The 22,349-nt window shown below is 34.6% G+C and carries 15 protein-coding genes; 1 reads left to right on the top strand and 14 read right to left on the bottom strand.

The annotated features are described in order from the left end of the window. Positions 1–377: 377 nt before the first annotated feature. The 14 genes from fsa to BOW57_RS09585 form a co-directional block, all read right to left on the bottom strand. A complete protein-coding gene (gene fsa / locus BOW57_RS09650) occupies positions 378–1,034 on the bottom strand; it encodes a fructose-6-phosphate aldolase (RefSeq protein WP_129053946.1) in 657 nt (218 codons plus the stop codon). A 575-nt stretch (positions 1,035–1,609) separates the two neighbouring features. Then, a complete protein-coding gene (gene xylA, locus BOW57_RS09645) occupies positions 1,610–2,935 on the bottom strand; it encodes a xylose isomerase (RefSeq protein ID WP_129053945.1) in 1,326 nt (441 codons plus the stop codon). 9 nt (positions 2,936–2,944) lie between these two features. Continuing rightward, positions 2,945–4,426, bottom strand: a complete 1,482-nt coding sequence (locus BOW57_RS09640; RefSeq protein WP_129053944.1) for a xylulokinase — start codon at positions 4,424–4,426, stop codon at positions 2,945–2,947. A 2-nt stretch (positions 4,427–4,428) separates the two neighbouring features. Continuing rightward, entirely contained in the window at positions 4,429–5,436 is a 1,008-nt protein-coding gene (locus tag BOW57_RS09635) for a GntR family transcriptional regulator (RefSeq protein WP_129053943.1), read from the bottom strand. 445 nt (positions 5,437–5,881) lie between these two features. After that, positions 5,882–7,624 (bottom strand): glycoside hydrolase family 43 protein, encoded by a 1,743-nt coding sequence (locus BOW57_RS09630; RefSeq protein WP_129053942.1) that lies wholly within the window; start codon positions 7,622–7,624, stop codon positions 5,882–5,884. 25 nt (positions 7,625–7,649) lie between these two features. Continuing rightward, the gene (locus BOW57_RS09625) at positions 7,650–8,684 is read right to left on the bottom strand and encodes a glycoside hydrolase family 43 protein (RefSeq protein ID WP_129053941.1); all 1,035 of its coding nucleotides are present in this window, start codon (positions 8,682–8,684) and stop codon (positions 7,650–7,652) included. Between the two features lie 21 nt (positions 8,685–8,705). Next, positions 8,706–10,139, bottom strand: coding sequence for an MFS transporter (locus BOW57_RS09620; RefSeq protein ID WP_129054025.1), 1,434 nt, complete (start codon positions 10,137–10,139; stop codon positions 8,706–8,708). Between the two features lie 291 nt (positions 10,140–10,430). Next, positions 10,431–11,540, bottom strand: a complete 1,110-nt coding sequence (locus tag BOW57_RS09615) for an endo-1,4-beta-xylanase (RefSeq protein WP_129053940.1) — start codon at positions 11,538–11,540, stop codon at positions 10,431–10,433. Positions 11,541–11,793: 253 nt separating this feature from the next. Next, positions 11,794–14,388, bottom strand: coding sequence for a glycosyl hydrolase 115 family protein (locus BOW57_RS09610; RefSeq protein ID WP_129053939.1), 2,595 nt, complete (start codon positions 14,386–14,388; stop codon positions 11,794–11,796). Between the two features lie 241 nt (positions 14,389–14,629). Further along, on the bottom strand, positions 14,630–15,793 hold the full coding sequence (uxuA, locus tag BOW57_RS09605; protein ID WP_129054024.1) for a mannonate dehydratase: 1,164 nt from the start codon (positions 15,791–15,793) through the stop codon (positions 14,630–14,632). 164 nt (positions 15,794–15,957) lie between these two features. After that, positions 15,958–16,695 (bottom strand): SDR family NAD(P)-dependent oxidoreductase, encoded by a 738-nt coding sequence (locus BOW57_RS09600; RefSeq protein ID WP_129053938.1) that lies wholly within the window; start codon positions 16,693–16,695, stop codon positions 15,958–15,960. A 176-nt stretch (positions 16,696–16,871) separates the two neighbouring features. After that, positions 16,872–19,025 (bottom strand): alpha-glucuronidase family glycosyl hydrolase, encoded by a 2,154-nt coding sequence (locus BOW57_RS09595; protein WP_129053937.1) that lies wholly within the window; start codon positions 19,023–19,025, stop codon positions 16,872–16,874. A 280-nt stretch (positions 19,026–19,305) separates the two neighbouring features. Beyond that, entirely contained in the window at positions 19,306–20,334 is a 1,029-nt protein-coding gene (locus BOW57_RS09590) for a LacI family DNA-binding transcriptional regulator (protein ID WP_129053936.1), read from the bottom strand. A 145-nt stretch (positions 20,335–20,479) separates the two neighbouring features. After that, complete coding sequence (locus BOW57_RS09585; RefSeq protein ID WP_129053935.1) at positions 20,480–20,929, bottom strand: PepSY-like domain-containing protein; 450 nt, start codon at positions 20,927–20,929, stop codon at positions 20,480–20,482. Between the two features lie 193 nt (positions 20,930–21,122). Here BOW57_RS09585 and BOW57_RS09580 point away from each other — a divergent pair, with 193 nt between their 5' ends. Further along, a complete protein-coding gene (locus BOW57_RS09580) occupies positions 21,123–22,130 on the top strand; it encodes a proline-specific peptidase family protein (protein WP_129053934.1) in 1,008 nt (335 codons plus the stop codon). The last annotated feature ends 219 nt before the right edge of the window (positions 22,131–22,349 follow it).

The raw sequence follows: 22,349 nt of genomic DNA, 5'->3' as shown, positions 1-22,349 counted from the left end.
TTAAACACAAATAATCAAAAAAACAAAATAATCATCAAAAACAAGCTTAATCACAACGAAAACGTTAGAGATAATAAATTGTTTAGCTCAAAATCTTAAAAAAAGTATAAAATGTTAAATTTCTATATTTTTTTTAAACCGACTAAAACTTCGCAATATTCTATTGAAAATCAAACTAAACCAAATCCTTAATAATCCCTTATAAAACAAGACTTAGAAGACATTACAAACTGCATTTCAAACAATTAACTTCTAAACAATACATTTCTTACAAAAAATAAAACAGTAACAATCGGTTGCTTTTATTGTATAAAAAACTCCCCTCAGAATAACTGGAGGGGAGCCCCAAAAAAAAGTAAAAAATGGATTTTATTATATTACAGATTCATTTTTTTCGCATCTTCGACAAATTGCTTTAAACCAATATCTGTTAACGGATGTTTCAATAATCCTTTAATCGCAGAAAGCGGCCCGGTCATAACGTCTGATCCTACTTTGGCACAATTTACAATATGCATCGTATGCCTTACCGATGCTGACAGGATCTGCGTTTGATAATTGTAATTATCGTAGATTTCTCTAATTTCTTCAATAAGACGCATTCCGTCTGTCGAAACATCATCTAAACGTCCTAAAAATGGAGAAACGTAAGTCGCTCCAGCTTTAGCAGCAAGCAAAGCCTGACCAGCAGAAAACACTAGAGTTACATTGGTTTTGATTCCTTTTGAAGAAAAGTATTTACAGGCTTTTACACCATCACCAATCATTGGCAGTTTCACTACGATCTGAGGATGTAAAGCGGCCAATTCCTCACCTTCTTTTACCATTCCTTCAAATTCAGTCGAGATTACCTCAGCCGAAACATCGCCGTCAACGATATTACAAATGTCTAAATAATGTTTTAGGATATTTTCTTTTCCTGTAATGCCTTCTTTTGCCATTAAAGACGGATTGGTGGTAACGCCGTCTAAAACGCCTAAAGCCTGTGCTTCTTCAATGTCTTGAAGATTGGCAGTGTCAATAAAAAATTTCATATGTTTTTTGGTTTGATTAGTTATTTTTGAAAAGTTATTTATCGTCGACTGTAAAACATGCAGTTTGTCATTTCGACGAAGGAGAAATCTTCGCGAGAAACTCGACAAAGATTGGTTACTTACTTTGTAGAGCTACTTACGGAGATTTCTCCTTCGTCGAAATGACAAAACTGTACGTAGTTCTTTGTCTAAGTAAGTAGTAGAGACGCACTGCAATGCGTCTAAATTCTAGTAAGTAAAAAATGTGCATTTCGATTGATTCTGCTCTTCAAAAAACCTTCAATAAAAAATAACTCACATTATTTTATCAAACTGACTTTCCACCCATTTCAATTTTCAAAAAATAGTAACTAAACCTTCAATCTATTTTTCTGAAATCTCAATGCAAAAAGTCATAATCTTAATACACATTTTCGAAGTTTTCATCTAAAAAAATCATGTTTAAACGCTTTAACGTTTTATAGCTATCACTTTTAAAATTATTTTTTTTCAGATATCTTTTTATCCCACTATTTTTTTGTAGAAACCTAACAGGTTTTAAAACCTGTTAGGTTTGATATGAAAATCTAAATCAATTAAATATATTGATTGATAATGTTTTCAAACAATTCTTGTTTACCGCTTTGAAGATTTAATTCTCCATTTTCGTGAGCGATAGTATAAAGATCTTTAAGGTTTAATTTTCCGTCAGCAAAATCTTTTCCTTTTCCAGAATCGAATGAGCTGTATCTTTCTGTTCTTAATTTTTCGTAAGGAGAAGAAGTGATGATTTTATCTGCAGTCAATAAAGCTCTTGCAAATGTATCAGCTCCCCCAATGTGCGCTAAGAAAACATCTTCTAAGTCTGTAGAATTTCTTCTGATTTTAGCATCGAAGTTAACTCCTCCACCTTGTAATCCTCCAGCTTTTAAGAAAACCAACATAGCTTCAGTAGTTTCCTGGATATTATTTGGGAACTGATCTGTATCCCATCCATTTTGGTAATCACCTCTGTTGGCATCAATACTTCCTAACATTCCAGCTTTTGCAGCCACTTCTAATTCATGTTGGAAAGTATGCTGCGCCAATGTAGCGTGGTTTACTTCAATATTGATTTTAAAATCTTTATCTAAACCATAATTTTTCAAGAATCCGATTGCTGTAGCCGAGTCAAAATCGTATTGGTGTTTTGATGGTTCCATTGGTTTTGGCTCGATAAAGAAAGTTCCTTTAAAACCTTGAGATCTTGCATAGTCTCTAGACATTGCTAAGAATTGCGCCATGTGGTCTAACTCTCTTCCCATATCTGTGTTTAGCAAAGACATATAACCTTCTCTACCACCCCAGAATACATAGTTTTCTCCGCCTAAAGCGATTGTAGCGTCAAGTGCTAATTTTACTTGTCCACCGGCTCTTGCTACTACATTAAAATCAGGATTTGTAGCTGCTCCGTTCATGAATCTTGGATTTGAGAAACAGTTTGAAGTTCCCCAAAGCAATTTAATTCCAGAATCTGCTTTTTTCTGTTTTAAGTAATCTGTAATAAAAGCCAAACGTTTTTCTGATTCTACAAAAGTGGCTCCTTCAGCAATCAAATCGTAATCGTGGAAACAGAAATAATCGAATCCCATTTTGCTGATGAATTCAAAAGCAGCATCTGCCTTATCTTTTGCCGCTTGATATGGATCTGATGAAGCATCCCAAGCAAATTGCTGTGTTCCTGGTCCGAATGGATCGCTTCCTTGTCCGCAGAAAGTATGCCAGTAAGCAATAGCAAATTTAAAGTGCTCACGCATTGTTTTTCCAGCTACAACTTGGTCTGGATTGTAATATTTAAATGCCAACGGATTGTCTGATTCTTTTCCTTCAAATTTAATTTGGCCAATACCTTTGTAGTATTCTTTATCTCCTAAAACTATCATTTGATTTTTTTATTTAGTTGTTATTATTAATTCTAATTCTTGTTTCCATTTTTTATATGCCGTTTCGTATTCCTCTTTATTTTTTAGAGGTAAAAAGGTCATTACATGATCGTTTGTTGTAATTCCTGAACCAAATTTTTCAAAGTCGCCATCTGTTAAGCCTACTGCTCTTGCCGCTCCTACTGCTCCGGTTGTATTGTAAATTTCTATTTCATGTCCAATTAAAGTCGCCACTGTATTAGAGAAAATTTCGGAACGGAATAAATTATCATTTCCCGCTCTAATTACATTAATCGTTGCATTATCATCTTTCAAGCATTCCATTCCGTAAACAAAAGAAAATGCAATTGCTTCCAAAGATGCTCTAAATAAATGCGCGTTGGTATGAATATTAAAATTTAGGTTTAAAATATGAGATCCAATATTTTTATTATTGAACATTCTTTCAGCGCCATTTCCAAACGGAATGACAACCAATCCTTGTGAACCTACATTTATCTGAGATGCTTTTTCATTCATTTCTTCGTAGGATTCATTTCCGATATTGTTTCGCATCCATCGGTATTGGATTCCTGCTCCGTTTATATTCAGCAATTTTCCAACTCTCGGATTTGATTCCGTATAATTTACATGAACGAAGTTGTTTACACGAGTACTTTTTCCTGAATTTGTTTCTGTCACAGCATAGAAAACACCTGACGTACCACCTGTTGCCGCAACTTCTCCCGGACGAAGCACATTTAGTGACAAAGCATTATTTGGCTGATCTCCTGCTCTATACACAATCGGAATTCCAGCAGGAAGACCTGATTCTGAAGAAGCTTTTTCTGTAACAACACCTTGATTCGTGAAATTTTCTACAATTTTTGGAGTCAATGCTGTATCAATTCCGTAATATTCTAAAAGCCAGTCGGCTACTTTATTTTCTTTATAGTCCCAAAGCATTCCTTCAGACAAACCATTTTTGGTTGTCGTTACTTCGCCTGTCAGTTTCAAAGCAATATAATCTCCCGGAAGCATGTATTTAGCAATTTTATTGTAAACTGCTGGTTCGTTTTCTTTAACCCATTTCAATTTCGATGCTGTGAAATTCCCTGGAGAATTCAATAAATGCTCCATACATTTTAGTTCTCCAATTTCGGCGAAAGCGGTATTCCCAATTTCAACCGCACGACTGTCACACCAGATAATTGAATTTCGCAATGGAGTGTTATCTTTGTCAACAATTACTAATCCGTGCATTTGGTACGAAATACCAATTCCCTGAATTTTTGATGCCTCAATATTTGCTTCTTTAATCGCTCTTTTAGTTGCTGTACAAATGTGCTGCCACCAAATTTCAGGATCTTGTTCTGCCCAGTCTGGGTGAATCGACAAGATTTCCATTTCGTTTTGCGGTTCATTCAAAACGATTACTTTTTTACCCGTTTCTGCTTCTACCAAGGCTGCCTTGACAGAAGAACTTCCAATATCATATCCGATATAATACATACTTACAATGATTCTCTTATTATTAATTTTGTCGGCACATAACACTTCGTTTCTTCGTCATGCGTAATAAATGCCGCTGCTTTGGTTCCCATTTCTTTAAAATCAGTTGAGACAACCGAAATTCCTTTGTATATAAATTTCTTCATTGGGGTTTCGTTGTACGATAAAAATCCAACGTCTTTTCCAGGTTCAAAATCTTTCTCTTTGCATTGTTCCAAAAAGTGTCCCAAAATCCTGTCGCTAACACTGATATAAGCAATTCCTTTTTCGATATTGAACTTTTTAGGATCGGTAATGACTTCATATTCAAAACCAAAATCAGCACAGAATTTCTTGAAAAATTCCACCGTTTCCCACGGGTGATTCGTAAAATCAGGATATATAAATTGTATCTTTTTATACTTTTTAAACAAATCAACCGCCTCTGTCAAAGACTCATAAAACGCTTTTCCAAAATCCTGAAAAACATAATTATTTGCTTTTTTTGCCTGAATATTCCAGTCAATCAAAAGCAGTTTATCACTCGAAATTGCCGACAATGCTGGAGCAATGTCTTTATGATCAAAATTCATTACCACGTATTTATAATACTTTCCAATTCCGTTATTAATGATCGTTTTAAAAACATCAATATTATAATGGTGAAACTGCACATCAATAATCACATTATCCGGCAGATTATTCACAACCGAATGGTACAAAACCTCTTTATAAGCCTTAAACGTATCTAAAACTAAAAGTACTTTTCTGGTTTCTCCCGATACGTAATAACCTTTATTCGGCACAGAATCAATCACTTTCTGCTCTTTTAAAATCGAATACGCCTTAAAAACCGTATCTCTCGAAAGCTGATACGTCTTACAGATCACATTCACAGACGGAAGCAAATCTCCCTTCTGTAAAATATTTTCCGCAATAGCATTTGTGATTCCGTCAACCAACTGCTGATACTTCGGAATATCACTTTCGTGATTCATTATAAACTCAAATTTTTCTTCTTCTTTTAGCATACCGTTCTGTTCCGTTCTGTTATGCTAAAGTAGCTAAAAAACTTTTATAAAAAATTATTTTTTACATGAATTATGTTATTTTTTTAGCTCTGGAAGAGCGGAATATTTATAGTAAATCGAATACCGACAGATTAAAAGCTCCAGCGGAGTGACACATTTGCCACAAATAATATATCGCCCCGCTGGGGCTTTTGTAATCGTCTGTTCTAAAAATTCTATAAATATATCGTCCCTCTGGGACTTCGCAAGTAACTCCATAACGAGAATCCACATAATCTTGTCATTTCGACGGAGGAGAAATCTTCGCAAGTAACTCCGTAAAGCATATCGCCAATCTTTGTCGAGCTTCTTGCGAAGATTTGCTTCGCCTGTTCGCTATCGCTCGGGTCTCGTTCCTCGAAATGACAAACTGCATGGAAAATTTCACCTAAAACTATACGCAAAACTATCTCTCAAAATGTTTACTCGAAGTATACATCCCCAAATACGTTCCCACAAAACCTCCTGCTTCCTTTGTACTCAAAATAGAACCATCAACATCTTTTATCAATAAAACCCAATCTGCATTTTGAGCAGTTTTATAATAGAAACTATACAATCTTCCGTTTCCTTCAATCTTTACAAATAATGATTTATCAGAATCCAAAAGTTCTTTCTTTGCAATAATCTCCGATTTTCCATTATTGATTTTGTCTGTTGTTCTTTCAACAAACACTTCCAATTTATTATCTGAATTCAGACGTTTTCCAATTAAAAAATAATGCTTTTCGTTTTGGAAAGCGGTTAAACCAGCCACCTGTAAGTTATCTTTCGGATTAAATTCAAACTTCACCGAAGCTTCAAATTTTAAATGCTGTTGTCTTCTTCCTATAAAAGAAAAATTAGTTTCGGTGTGAATTGATTCTGATCTTGGTTTTATCAGCAATTTTCCATTAATCAGTTCATACCATTTTTCTTTTGGCGTTCTAATAAAACTCCATTTAAAATCTAATTTATTCGAATCAAAATCGTCTTTTGAAATAAAATTTCCATTTAATGGTTCTGTTTTTTCTTTAGAAAGTGGAAGATTTGGTCGTTTATGAATCATCGGAATCGGCTGATTTCCACCTACAATTTCTGGCCAATCGTTTTTCCATTCTACAGGCATCATAAAAGTTTCTCTTCCTGTATTATATAAATCGCCTTCATAAGGTCGGCAGCCTAAAAATACTGACCACCAATCTCCGTTTGACAATTCCACAAAATCCACGTGGCCTGTTGTCGAAATCAAATTTTTACGATTTGGATCTAAATGGGACTGCGTTAAAATGGGATTTTCAGCATAACTTTCATAAGGTCCGTAAATATTTTTACTTCTAAAAATTACTTCTGAATGATTGAAACCTGTTCCTCCTTGAGCACAAAGCAGATAATAAAATCCGTTCTTTTTAATCACATGTGGGCCTTCGATCCAAACGGGCTTTTTAGACATATCGGTTCCGCCATTAATAACCAATTTGGGGCTTGTTGTGGTTTTTTGTTTTTCCAAATCATATTCCAACATATAAATGGCACGATGGCCATCATGAAGCGAAACATTATTAGGCGGAGGCCCGTTATGCGTAATATAAACTTTTCCGTTTTCATCAAAAAAGAGATCAGGATCGATTCCTTTAACATCTGGAAGTGTAATCGGATTTGACCAAGGTCCAGCTGGATTTTTAGCCGTAACAATAAAATTACCGACTCCGCTTACATTGGTACAAATCACATAAAATGTTCCTTTATTGTATCGAATTGTCGGCGCGTACATTCCGCCCGACAAACGAGAATTGCCAAAATCGGCTTGTTCAGTACGGTTTATAATATTTCCTATTTGTTTCCAATTTACCAAATCGGTACTTTCAAAAATGGGCAATCCTGGAAAATAGCAAAAAGAAGAATTGACTAAATAAAACTTATCCTCAACCCTGCAGATTGTAGGATCTGGATAAAATCCAGCCAAAATCGGATTCAGATATTCGCCATCAGATTTAGATAAATTAGAATAGGCATCGTCATTTCCTCGGTAATCAAACCAGTCAAAAGAAGCATAATCGGAATACACAACCGATTGTGATTTTTGCGAAATTTTTTTACACGAAGAAAAAGCACTCATTAAAATGACTGCGCTTACTAATTTTATATCTAATCTTTTTGCTTTAAACATTTCTTTTAATAGATAACTTAAAATTTTAATCCAATAATCTTCTTATTCCGTAAGGATCGATTGTGATAATTGAACCATCTTCGAGATAATCGATTTTGGTTACTTTCATGCTTCGAAGATGTGTTACACCTTTTGACAAACTCGAATCGTGATAAAACAAATACCACTCTCCCTCAACCTCACAAATAGAATGATGCGATGTCCAGCCCACAACAGGATTTAAAATTCTTCCCTGATACGTAAACGGCCCATATGGATTGTCGCCAATCGCATAACAGATAAAATGCGTGTCACCTGTTGAATAAGAGAAATAATATTTTTCGTTGTATTTATGAACCCAAGAAGCTTCAAAAAAACGACGGTCGTTATCGCCTGCAAGAATCTCATTTCCGTTTTCATCCAAAATTTTAATCTCTTTTGGTTCTTCGTCAAATTCTAACATATCGTCTCTTAATAGCGCTACAATTGGCCCTAAAGCTTTTTCTTTTGCCAAAGGTTCTTCGTTGTTATCATCATATATATTGTTGCGGTATTTCTGAAGCTGACCGCCCCAGATGCCTCCAAAATAAATATAATGCTTACCATCTTCGTCTTCAAAAACGGCTGGATCGATACTGTAACTTCCTTTTATAGCGTCTTTTTCAGGAACAAAAGGGCCAACTGGCGAATCTGAAACAGCAACACCGATTTGGAAAATTCCGCTAGCACGTTTGGCAGGGAAATACAAATAATACTTTCCATTTTTATGCGCTGCATCTGGTGCCCACATTTGCTTTTCGGCCCAAGCCACATCATCCACATGCAACGCGACGCCATTATCAACAACTTCTGATGAAATGTCTTCCATCGAAAAAACATGATAATCTTCCATCCCGAAATGATCACCATTGTCGTTAAACGGAATTCCGGCATCAATATCGTGAGATGGGTAAATGTAAATTTTTCCGTTGAATACATGCGCCGAAGGATCGGCCGTGTACATATGGGATACTAAAGGCTTTGAAATTGCCAGGTCATTAATTTCCTCAAAATTAATGTGTTCAATGCTATCTTCAGGCATAGTACTATTTTGTTTAAATAATTAAGTTCTTCTTTCTTTTAATTCTGTTTCGATCTGCACTTCCATTTCTTTATTGATTTTATAGAAAAACAATAATCCAGCTCCTATTAAAAATGGAATTGCAGGAAAAATGCTGACCAATAATTTAATTCCGTTAATTGCTGTTTCGGTCTGTACAGCTGAATTTGGTGCGTAATGGAAATAACCCAAAAACAAAGTTGTTAAAGCTCCTCCAATGCTTAATCCTGCTTTTAAACCGACCATCATTGCTGAAAATATAATTGCTGTAGCACGACGATTGTTTAGCCATTCTGAATAATCGGCAACATCGGCAATCATTGCCCAAAGAATTGGGATTGTGATTCCGTAGAAAAATCCATGCAGGATTTGGGAGAAAAATATTAAGCCGATTGATGTTGGCGGATAGAAATAGAAAGCGATAATAAACAAAGTCGAAATGAATAAAAACAAGCCAAAAACATTTCTTTTTCCGTATTTGTCAGCCAGATTTTTCGACAATGTAATTCCGACAATCATAAAGATAATTCCGCCAGCATTAAACAATCCGAAACCTGCTGAAACTGGGTCATTACCAAAATGATTCAATCCGATATTGGATAAAGTATCTAGAATAGGCTGAATAAAAATGGCTAATTGCTCTTTGTCAACATAATTCTCAAAATAATACACATACGAACCACCTTTCATCGCCAAAGTCACAAAAACTAAAGTTGTTAGCGAAAGCATAATAACCCAAGGTCTGTTTTTGATTAAATCGCTTAAATCTTCTTTTACACTTGACTTTTGCTCTGGTTTCGGAATAATTCTTTCTTTGGTCGTTAGAAAAGTAATTAAAAGCATGATTGTTCCAATAATCGCCAAAGCAGTCATTACTTTTTCGATTCCGATGGCTTTATCTCCGTTTCCAGCACTTTTGATAATGCCAAGCATAAAAACCTGAACAAAAAACTGAGCAAACATCACTGCTACAAAACGATATGATGACATACTGTTTCGTTCTTTCATATTGCCCGTAATAACACCGCTTAAAGCAGAATATGGCAGATTGTTTCCTGCATAAAAAAGCAGCAATAAACTATAGGTTACAACGGCATAAATTACTTTTCCTTTGTATGAAAAATCAGGAGTTGAAAACGCCAATAAAGCTACTACTCCAAGCGGAATCGCAGTTATTAAAATCCAAGGTCTGAATTTTCCCCATTTGGTACTCGTTCTGTCTGCTAAAACCCCAATGATCGGATTAAAAATAAAAGCGGCAATTAATCCAACAATCAGCATGATGATCGAAGAATCCGTTGGTGATAATCCGTAAATATCGGTGTAGAAATACGCCAAATACGTCATCAAAGTCTGAAAAACGAGATTAGCAGCAAGATCTCCTAAGCTGTATCCAATTTTTTCTTTGATGGATAGTTTTTGTGAAATGTTGGTCATTCGTGGGTTTGTGGTCATTTTTTTGATTAGTTAGTTGTCTTTTTTGTCATTTCGACGAAGGAGAAATCACACACGGGATTCGACAAAGATTGGCGACATTCTGTGCGGAGATTCTAGTGTGATTTCTCGTTCCTCGAAATGACAAGATTATGCTATTTTCAATTTAAACAATCGGTTGTGTAAAATTAGACAAAAAAACATATTATGCAAATTTAGTTTACTTTATTTAAGTTATTTTTCATTTCACAACCGATTGTTGATTATTTCTCAAAACATACTCTTTTTCGATGCCTATTCTTTAATTTCTTTGAGCTTTAAAATACTTTCGTAAGCTTTTTTATGTCTTAAAGTGGCATCAAATGGCAAAGGATAATTCGTTCTTCCTTTTATCGGCCAATCGTTCAGCCAAGATTGCCCATCATGAACTCCCCAAAAAGTCACTCGGCTGATTTTATCTTTATGCTTTAAAAATAGTTTAAAAATTGATTCGTAACGTTCTGCGAGTTTGTTTTGGATAGAATCTGGCAATGCTTTTGGATATGGATTCATTTTTTCGCTTCCTTCAAACTTCTGACTGATCTCTGCTCCTTTCAAATCCCACGGATTTGGTAAAACGGTAATATCCAATTCTGTAAAAGCTACTTTAACTCCTAAAGCCGAATACTCTAAAATACTTTTTTCAATTTCTTCTAATGACGGACTATTTAATCTCCAATGTCCCTGAATACCAACGCCGTCAACTTTTCCGCCTTCTGCTTTTATTTTTTTGATTAAAGCAATAGCTCCGACTCTTTTTGCGGGTTCTTCGATATTATAATCGTTGTAATACAACTCGGCTTTTGGATCAGCTTTTTCGGCCAGTTTGAAAGCGTCAACCAGATATTTTTCGCCTAGCGTTTTCAAAAAAACAGATTGTCTTAAAGTTCCATCTTCGTTCAACGCTTCATTTACAACATCCCAGGAATTAATTCTGCCTTTGTATTTGGAAACTATTGTGGTAATATGATCTTTCATAAAAGCTTTCATTTCTGTACTGTCGGCAATCTTTTCCATCCAAGGTGCTAATTGGCTGTGCCAAATTAAAGTATGACCGTGAATAAACATTTTGTTTTTCTCTCCATACGCTACAAATTTATCAGACATTACAAAATCATATTTATCCTTCTGCGGATGCGTGTACATCGATTTCATGATATTTTCTGCTGTAATCGCATTAAATTCTTTTCGAATCAGAGAATCTTCTTTAGCGTTTTTGACTTCAATTTGATCCGCACTTAAAGCGGTTCCGATGTAGAAATCATTTTTATAAGCGTCTTTTAATGAAGTGGTTTCTTTCTGTGACGTACAGCTTACAGCCAACAAAGTTGTGACGACAACTAAATAAGGTTTAATAAATTTCATATCTTTTGGTTTAAATAGTTAATCATTTTTTGTTTCTCAACGTAGACCTGACAGGTTTTAAAAACCTGTCAGGTCTAAATCCGTAACGCTTCCCCTCAATCTTGTCATTTCGACGTAAGGAAACTCGAGCGATAGCGAACAGGCGAAGCAAATCTTCGTAAGTAGCTCCGCATGCTGGATCAACTTTGTAGAGTTTCTTGCGAAGATTTCTCCTTACGTCGAAATGACAAACAGAACGTGTTACGTTATGGAATCATTCCTTCCTAAAACTCTCCGGAGGCCCCAAATACGACTCCAAAACTTTCCCCTCTTCAGTTTCAATTACAATTTTCTGAAGCACCAAAGCCGAATCAATCGCATAAATTTTCAAAACATGATTTCCTGCTTTTTCAATTTCATGCGTTGAGGTAATAATTTTACTATTATTGGCAACCGATTCAGCCCAGGTTTTTTCAGAAGAATCTGCATTAAGGTTCATTATTTGCGGTTTTTCATCATCAAAGCCAATTCCGTATTTCAAACCATCTCCTTTTTTAAAATTGATTGTTGGCGAAAAATAGACATTTACTTTTATCTTTCCTTTAATGAAAAAATGAACATTATATTCCAATCTTGGAGATCTTTCTGAAATTTCAATTGATTTGATATTCGAAGGTTTTATTGTTATTCCTGAATCTGTTTTACCAAGATTTGGAATTATGGTCCATTTTACTGCATCTGAATTGATTGCTTTAGAATAATTTTTACTTTCTATCGAAATACATCCATTGTCTTCAACAAAGCCTATAACATGATCTAAATTCTTATTCTTATTAATCGAAGTTTCAGCCTTTGAAGAATCTTCTGTAGAAACTCCCTCTTGAATTTTGTTTGAAATTTCGATTGTTTTTGTTTTCGGAATCACATTTTTTTCAGGCTGTTGCCAATTATCATAACCAATATGTGTCTGCGCCATCATATGATTCCACTTGCCATTTGCCAATTGAGTGTGATAATAATTTGTCAGCAAACTGTCTTTTTCGAATAATGCTTTTACTTTTTCAGCATAAGCGTTTGCAATGGCATTTCCTTGTTCTGCATACAAATGATTTTTAGCGGTTATAACATACATTTCATTTAAATTGGCACTTGCCAAAACTGGAAACAAAATGAGCTGATAAAAAGCATCTTTGTATTCTGGTTTCAACTTTTCGTTTATCGAATTGGCTTTTTTTACCAATTTTTGATAATCTGCTACAACTCGATCTGCTTCGTTAAAATTTAAAATACTATAAGTTTTAGCATCCAATAATTCAGGTTTTCTTCGTGAATTGTATTTCGTGTATAATTTTAAAATCTCGGCAATTTCTTCTGTAAATTGATTGTCAAAATTTTCTTTTGCCCAATTCAAATAATATTTCTCTAAATTTCCAGCATTAAACTTTTCAGGATTCCACGCCATATCCAGGAAAAACTCAATTGGAAATTCCATTGGTTTGATATCCCCTACATTTACAATCCAGATTTTATCAACTCCATATTGATACGCCAAATCCATTTGTTCCCAAACACGTTCAATTTGATTAGTATTAATCCATTTGTAATTTCGTGGGCCACCAACATAATCGTAATGATAATAAATTCCGTAACCTCCTTTTCTTGGTTTAGCATCTAATTCTGGCAGTTTGCGGATATTTCCCCAATTGTCATCGCAAAGCAAAAGCGTAACATCATCGGGAACGGTCATTCCTTTGTCGTAATAATCTTGAACTTCTTTGTAAAGTGCCCACATTTGTGGCGTTTCTTCAGCAGGTTTTTTAGTAATTTCTGCAATAATGTTTCTTTGAGTTTTTACAATATTTTCTAGTAGTTCAATCGCAGTTCCCTCAGTCATAGGTTCATCGCCGTCGCCACGCATTCCGATTGTAACGATAGTTTCTTTATTTCCCATTCGCTTAATTCCGTCTTTCCAGAAATTAATCAAAGCTTCAGAATTGGTATTAAAATCCCATTTCCCGTTTGCTTTTCCCCATTCTGCATGTGCTCTCGTTAATGGTTCATGATGCGAAGTTCCCATGACAATTCCGTATTCATCCGCCAAAACAGCATTCTCCGGATCTTCGACATAAAACATTCGACCCCACATCGCCGGCCATAAATAATTGCCTTTCATTCGTAGAATCAATTCAAAAACTTTATCGTAGAATTTCGAATTGAATCCGCCAAATTTCTCAAATGCCCAGCCAGACAAAGCCGGAGCTTCATCATTTATAAAAATTCCTCTGTATTTTACTTTTGGTACTCCCTGCGAATGAATTCCAGGCAAAACATGCAATTCTGATTGTTTTTTAATGGGAACATCTGCCCAATAATACCAAGGAGAAACGCCAATTTGATTCGATAAATCGTAGATTCCGTAAATCGTTCCTCGTTTATCTGAACCTGTAATTACCAATGCTTTTTTAATTCCTTTAAACGGATTTTCGATAATCTGAGTGGTAAATTTTTCCCATTTTCCTTGAAGTGCTTTGGCATCAATTTTTCCTTGTTTGGCTAATTGATCGATAAATTTGCTTTTTCCTAATGTCCCAATAATGACAATAAAATCTTCTGCCTCAGCAATCTTTTTTATTTTTTTCGGATGTAAATCTGAAACTTTAAAAAGATCGTTTTCTAAATGTCCTACTACTTTTAAAACTCCTGCATAATCTTTATCGTCTAAAAAAATCGAAGCTATTTTTCCTTTTGAAACCAAAGGGAAGTTTTCATTAGAAGCCTGATTGACCACATATTTTTCTGGATTTATGGCATACGAATTTGTGCTTAATCCGATTAGGAAAAGCAATAAAATCAGATGCGATATTTTCATTTTTAAATACATAGAATCAAAGATTTTCTTTGTTTGCATTAGTTTTGTCATTTCGACGCAAGGAGACCTGAGCGATAGCGAACTGGCGAAGCAAATCACACTAGAAATTCTACATAGAATTTCGCCAATCTTTGTCGAATCCCAAGTGTGATTTCTCGTTCCTCGAAATGACAAACAGTACGTTTATATTCTTATACCTAACAGGTTTTGGAAACCTGTTAGGATACTAAATTAACTTATATTATAAATTTAATTTATACCCAATCCCCATTTCCAAACCTCTTAATTCAGCCAAACCTTTCAATCTTCCTGTCAAAGAATAACCTGGATAAGTTTCTGTTTCCTCATCCACTCTATGAAGGAAACCGTGATCGGGGCGCATCGGCAGACTTACTTTGGTTTTATTCATTAATAACAATAATTTCTCAACAATCACTTCCATTTTAACATCTCCATTTAAATGTTCTGATTCCCTGAAAATGGTTTCGCTTTCGCGGATGGTATTTCGAAGATGTAAAAAATGAATTCGGTCTCCGAAATCGTCTATTATTTTTTCGAGATTGTTATTGGGATCAGCGCTTAAAGAACCAGTGCAATAACACAATCCGTTTGCTTTTGAAGGAACGGCGTTGAAAATAGCTTTTAAATCGGCTTCAGTTGAAACAATCCTTGGAAGCCCTAAGACAGAAAACGGCGGATCATCAGGATGAATTGCTAATTTTTGCCCGTTTTTCTCCGCAATCGGAGTTACTTCTGATAAAAAATAAATCAGATTTTCTCTTAGTTTTTGATTGTCAATTTCAGCGTAATTTTCTAAAAGCGATAAAATCTGTTCTGCCGTAAAATGGATTGTACTTCCCGGAAGTCCTAGCAAAACATTTTTAAACAAAAGTGCTTTTTCATCTTCAGCCAATTGATTTCCAAACCGCAAAGCTTTTTCTTTTTCGATCTCTGAATAATCATTTTCAGAATTTGGTCTTTTCAAAAGAAAAACATCAAAATAGGTAAAAGCGTCCTGATTGTAAAACAAAGCTCTGCTTCCATCTTCATTTATAAAATTATGATTCGTTCTTACCCAATCCAGAATCGGCATGAAATTATAGGTTATAATTTTGATTCCGCATTCTGCCAGATTTTGTAAACTAATTTTATAATTTTCAATGTATTGCAGATAATTCCCTGAAGCTCTTTTGATTTCTTCATGAACGGGAAGACTTTCAACCACGGTCCATTCCAATCCGAAATTGCGAATGATTTCCTGTCTTTCTTTTATCGCTTCAATCGTCCAGACATCACCAACCGGAATTTGATGTAATGCGGTTACAATTCCAGTTGCGCCAGCTTGTCGAATGTCAATCAGCTTGACATTGTCGTTTGGTCCGAACCATCTCATGGTTTGCTGCATTTTTATCATATTGACTTTTTTTATTCTCGCAAAGTCGTAGAGTCGCAAAGTTTTGTTTCCCGCAGATTTTGCAGATTGAGCTGATTTTAATCTTTTTAATCCTTTAATCTGTGGCTTCAAAAAACCTTTGAGCCTTTGAGCCTATGCCTCTTAGAAACTTTAAATTAAAACCCAATACTGTTTCCGCCATCAACCGGCAACACTGTACCAGTAGTATATTTTGATTCGCTTAAAGCGAAATAATAAACGGCGTCTGCAATGTCTGATGGTTCACCTAAATAGCCCATTGGCGTTCTTCCTAATACCTTATTTTTTCTTTCAGGATCGTTATCCAAAGCTGTTGATGACATTTTTGTTTTGATAAATCCCGGAGCAATACAGTTCACACGAATACCAAACTGAGCCAACTCAACAGCCATAGCACGTGTCATGGCTTCGATTGCACCTTTACTTGATGAATACGCAATTACTTTTGGAATTCCGTATTGGGATGCCATCGAACTAATATTGATGATACTTCCGCCTCCATGTTCTTTCATGTTTTTTACTACTTCTCGGCTTACAGCAAAAACACTCAAAAGATTGGTGTGAATGATTGATAAAAATTCTTCATCGGTTACGTCTGTAAATTCCTTTTTCATATTGATTCCGGCGTTGTTTACCAAAATATCAATTGAGCCATTTTTTGTAATGCTTTCAATCATCGCAGGAATCCCTTTCAAATCGTTTAAATCGAAGATTACTGGAATGGCATTTTCTCCAATTTCTTTGCAGGCATCTTCTGTTTTTTCTTTTGATCTGCCAATAATGTAAGTTGTGATTCCATTGTCACATAATTTTTTTGCTGTTGCAAATCCTAAACCCGAATTTCCTCCGGTTACAATTGCCGTTTTCTTGCTCATAATTTATTAAAATATTTTTAATGCTATTTTTAAGCACATAGCAACATAGTCTTTCTTTGTCTACAAAGGCATTTCACTTGCATTAATGCACATAGCTATGTGTGAGAAACTAGTTTCTTTCTTTAATCTTTTTTGAATTAAATATAAATCTATGTTTCTATGTGTTTATTTTTTATTTATCCATTTCCCGGTGCAAAAGGAAATTTTAATGATTTAAAATAGTCTAAAGTCTGCGTTGGCTTTTCAACTCCTATTGGAAGTTCTTTTCCAGAAAACTGTTGAAAATACAGCAAACATGCATCACGCCACCATTTTGCTTCTTTATACTGAATTTCTAATAGCATTTTCACTTCTCTAAAACGTTCGCTATCCACATATTTTTCAGCTTTGTTCCAAACATCCTGCATTTCTCTAACCTGATTTACTCCTTCCTGATATTTTAACGCCAAACCATTCCAAAGAGTTTGTCTGTTTTTTAGTTTATAATCCCACGAAACATGATGGAACCATAAAAGATCTTTTTCAGGGCAAGTTTCTAAATTATCAAAAATATTGGCGACTTCTGGTGCATATTGCGAAACAGCATTCGTTCCCGATTTTGATCTATCAAAACCAATCCCGTTTTTATCTGCTTTATGATAATAAGTTGGATTCCATTCCGGTCTTGACAAATTCGAAACCCAAGGCCCTGGTCCGTAATGATGTCCTGTGTCCATAATATGATGGAGTCCAAGTGGAGTCATATAATTAACAACGGCTTCACGAGATTCCATCATCATATTTTTTACTGGTTTAACGAAATTTTCATCATTTGAAAAAGTGCTTCTCAACCATTCATCTGCAATGGTTCCTGAATCTAAATAGGAATTCCACGCTAGTCTTCCGAAACCATACCAATTGGCTTGCGCAAAAGGATGGCTTGTCCAGTTTAAATCGTTCCCGATATTCGCAACGCCAGCAATTCCGGTTAATTTGTTTTCATATAAAGTGCCATCAATAACTTTAGCAACGGTTGAACCTTTTCCTTTTTGATATGTATCTGATTCCAAAACTTCCTGAAATAATTTAGGAAGAAAAACCAAATGTGTGCTGAAACCTAAGTATTCCTGAGTGATCTGAAATTCCATCATTAAAGGCGTTTTCGGCATTGCTCCAAATAACGGATGAAACGGTTCTCTCGGCTGAAAATCAATCGCTCCGTTTTTGACCTGAACGATTACATTTTCTTTGAATTTTCCGTCATAGGGCTGAAATTCGGCATAAGCTTGTTTCGCACGATCATTCGCATCATGCTCTGAATATACAAAGGCTCTCCACATGATAACTCCACCAAAAGGCGCAACGGCATCAGCCAGCATATTCGCTCCGTCGACGTGATCTCTTTCATAATTTTGAGGCCCAGGCTGACCTTCTGAATTGGCTTTTACCAAAAAACCACCAAAATCTGGGATTCGTTTATAAATTTCAGCCGACTTGTTTTTCCACCAATTAATCACTTCTGGATCTTTTGGATCAGCAGTTTTTAAGTTTCCAATTTCAATTGGTGCCGAAAATCTTGCCGTTAAATAAACTTTTATTCCGTAAGGTCTAAAAACATTCGCTAGTGCTTCGACTTTTTCTAAGTATTGTGGAGTCAGAATTAAAGCATTTGCATTTACGTTGGTCAAAACTGTTCCGTTGATTCCGATTGAAGCATTCGTTTTGGCATAATCAATGTAACGCTGATCAATAAAATCAGGCAATTTCTGCCAGTTCCAAAGTGAAAATCCGGCATAACCACGTTCTACAGTTCGATCAAGATTATCCCAATGATTCAGGATTCTAATATTTGTTTTTGGAGAATCGGCAATATTTAAATTTTTAACCGATTTATTGGTTTGCAGTATTCTCAGAAAACTAAAGACTCCGTATAAAACAGCCACATCATTTTTTCCTGTAATAACAATTTGCTTTTTGTTTTTAAGAGAAATGGATTTAATAATAAAGCCTTCATTATTTATTTTATCAAAATCAGATTGTAATTCGCTTATGATTTCAGCATTCAAATTTGGTTTTGAACCAATGATAAGATTGTTCTCTCCTTTTATATCGGATTTGATTTCGGGAATATTTCCGAGCATATCTGAAAATCCTGTTTTAAGTTCTTTCTCAGCGATTTTAAGAGTTTCAGAATTTCCTAAAACAACAATTCCTTTAAGATTGTTTTTGTATTCTGAAGCTATTGCAGAATTAGCAACTACATTATACTGAAGCCACAATTTATAATCCTTTTGTGCCGAAGCCGAAAAAGAAATTAGAAAAAACAAGAAAACAAATCTAAATGAAGTCATGGTTATAATTTACTCTTTACAATCTTATTTTTACAGCATCACTATTTTACTTCCTTTTAAAAGTATTTGATAAAATTTTAATTTAAAAAATACATTATCCTAAATAAAACAACAATTGCAATCGGTTGCGTAAAAATATAGGATTGTTATTTAAGAAAAAAATTTTAGCTCTCTTTTTTTCGAAAAAATAATTTCTATAACAAATAAAAGCAGGATAATTATAAAAACTATCCTGCTATAACGGGGTTGAATTCAGTATTTAGATTCTGAATTTTATGTCTTATTTTTGAGAAGATTCTCTTGCAAGTACTTCAGTATTCAAGAATGTGATTTCTTTTGCATCATCATTTTTCGATGATTTTAAATTCTTAATGATAATTTCAGCAGCTGCTTTTCCCATTTTTTCAGCTGGATGTGTAATAGTCGACAAATTCGGATCTATAATTTGGGAAATCGGGTCGTTATTAAAACCAATTACTTTAAATTCTTCTGGTACTTTAATTCCACGCTTTTTAGCCGTCTGAACAGCGCTTACTGCCAAAATATCTCCTGGCGCAAACAATCCGTCAGGAATTGGTTTTAAGTCAAATAAAGTATTACTAGCTTTTACGCCATCTTCGTAAGTAACAAAGTTTAGATTAATAATCAATTCTTCTTCTATTTCGATGTTATGGTCTTTTAAGGCTTCTATATAACCTCTTTTTCTTTCATTATACAAATTTCCTAATTCTGATCCTGCGGTTAAATGAGCTATTCGAATACAGCCCTGCTCAATAAGATGTTTGGTCGCTTTATAACCTGCTGTATAATTATCAATAACTACTCTAAAAGTATTATAATCTTTCGGAACCCTGTCAACAAAAACCAACGGAATATTATTGTTAGAAAACTGATGAAAATGTGCCGTATCTCTGGTTTCCATTGCCAAAGAACAAATTACACCACTCACACGATTGCTGTATAAAGATTTTGCCATATTGACTTCTTCTTCATACGAATCATGCGATTGCATAATGATTACAGTATAATCCGATTTTTGAGCCGTGATTTCGATTCCGCTGATTAAAGATGATAAAAAGGGCTGTGTAACGGTAGGAATCAAAACACCAATAGTTCTGGTTTTGTTACCACGCAAACCTGCTGCCAAAGTATTAGGAACAAATCCCATTTCTTCGGCCGTTTTTTTCACTTTCTTAATCGTCTTGTCACTTATGGTATGATGATCTTTTAAAGCGCGCGAAATAGTGGATGTCGCCAGATTTAATCTCTCGGCAATATCGTAAATCGTTACATGTTTATTCTCTTCCATGAAATAAAAAATAGAAATGTAAATATAAACTATTTTCGCTGAAGATGTTCTTTCATAAAATTTGGAGTTAAAATAAAAATTCTGCTTTATAACTTACCATTTATTTGATAAGTTATAAAACGGAATTTACCTGTGTCATGCATTATTATTTTTTGACATCATTCTTTTTGTCTTTTATAATTTTACCGTCTTTGGTAAATTCCAAATCAATTTTATTGGTCAAATCGATATCGAGATCTTTGTGTCCATAGTCGATATGCGTAATTTTTTCATTCGGATGATTTTTGGCTACATAAGCTTTTATATTATCTGGAATAAAAGCAGTGGGAATTGGATTATCTCCGCCCTCAACTTCTCGATATGAACCATCTTTCCAGAACTCTACTTCTGTTCCGTCTTTCAGTTTTACTTCATAACCTTTTTCTCCATGTTCCGGATCCTTTTTAGCTTTTTCTACTGAAGTATGGCTAAAATGCTTCTTTAAAAATTCTTGTGCCGGCTTTGGCAGTTCGGTTACTTCAATTTTCTTTTGCGCACTAGCCGAAATTGTTAAGGCTAACAATACCATTATGGATAAAAATACCTTCGTTTTCATAATTCATTTCTTTAAAGTGTAGTATTACTAATTTACCACTTCAAAAAATGCTTTCAAGTTAATTTAGGAAAATTTTAATGTTTTCAAAATATCATAACAAAATAATTTTCAAACACTTAGATCAAATTCTAAATTAGTACTCTACATATAGCTATAATTTGTAAATTAGTAAAAACCATTAAAAACTAGACCTATGCGTAATATTATTGCTCTTTTAGCTTTTTTTCTTTTAACATCTTGTAAAAATGAAAGTAACACTAAGAACTTATCAAACTATTTTACATATGACAAAGAAAAAGTAGAAACTGCTGGAGTAAAAATGATTTCAATAAAAACACCTGTCGGAAAATTTAAAGTCTGGACAAAACGTTTTGGCAACAACCCAAAAATCAAAATTTTACTATTGCATGGAGGACCAGCAATGACTCATGAATACATGGAATGTTTTGAAACATTTTTTCAGCGTGAGGGATTTGAGTTTTATGAATACGATCAATTAGGATCATATTACAGCGATCAACCAAAAGATAGCAGTTTATGGACTATTGACCGATTTGTTGATGAAGTAGAACAAGTCCGTAAGGCAATTAATGCAGATAAAAATAACTTTTATGTTCTCGGAAATTCTTGGGGAGGAATTCTAGCGATGGAATATGCACTAAAATATCAACAAAACATGAAAGGATTATTAGTATCTAATATGATGGCCAGCGCTCTAGAATACGGAAAATATGCTGACGAGGTTTTAGCAAAACAAATGAAACCAGAAATTCTTGCCGAAATAAGAGCTTTAGAAGCCAAAAAAGATTTCAATAATCCTAGATATATGGAATTGCTAATTCCTAATTTTTACAAAGAACATTTATGCCGTTTAGAAGAATGGCCAGATGGCTTAAATCGTGCCAGCAAACATGTAAATGGAGAAATTTATACTTTAATGCAAGGCCCAAGTGAATTCGGTATCAGCGGAAGATTAGCAAAATGGGATATTAAAAACAGACTCCACGAAATCACAATTCCAACGTTAATGATTGGTGCAAAATATGACACGATGGATCCAAAAGCAATGGAAGAACAAAGTAAATTAGTCAAAAAAGGTCGTTATTTATACTGCCCAAACGGAAGTCATTTGGCCATGTGGGATGACCAAAAAGTATTTATGAATGGCGTAATTCAATTTATCAATGACGTCGATCAATAAAAATTCTAGTAGATAAAAAAAACATAACAAACTAACACACAACCTTATAACATATCGAAAGTTTTTATAGCATTCCCTACGGGTCGGACTTTTCGCTGTATCTTTTGCTTTTTAAGCAAAAAAAAATGCAACTCCAATCTTTAAAAACTAAAATCGTAACGGTTGCTTTCGACTGCTGAGATAGTATGATATATTTTAGGAATGATTTTTAAAACATTT

This window comes from Flavobacterium sp. YO64 (assembly GCF_004119505.1).
In the GTDB taxonomy this organism is placed as follows: domain Bacteria; phylum Bacteroidota; class Bacteroidia; order Flavobacteriales; family Flavobacteriaceae; genus Flavobacterium; species Flavobacterium oncorhynchi.
Note: the sequence above shows the minus strand (reverse complement) of the source record. Positions and strands in the feature narration are given on the sequence as shown.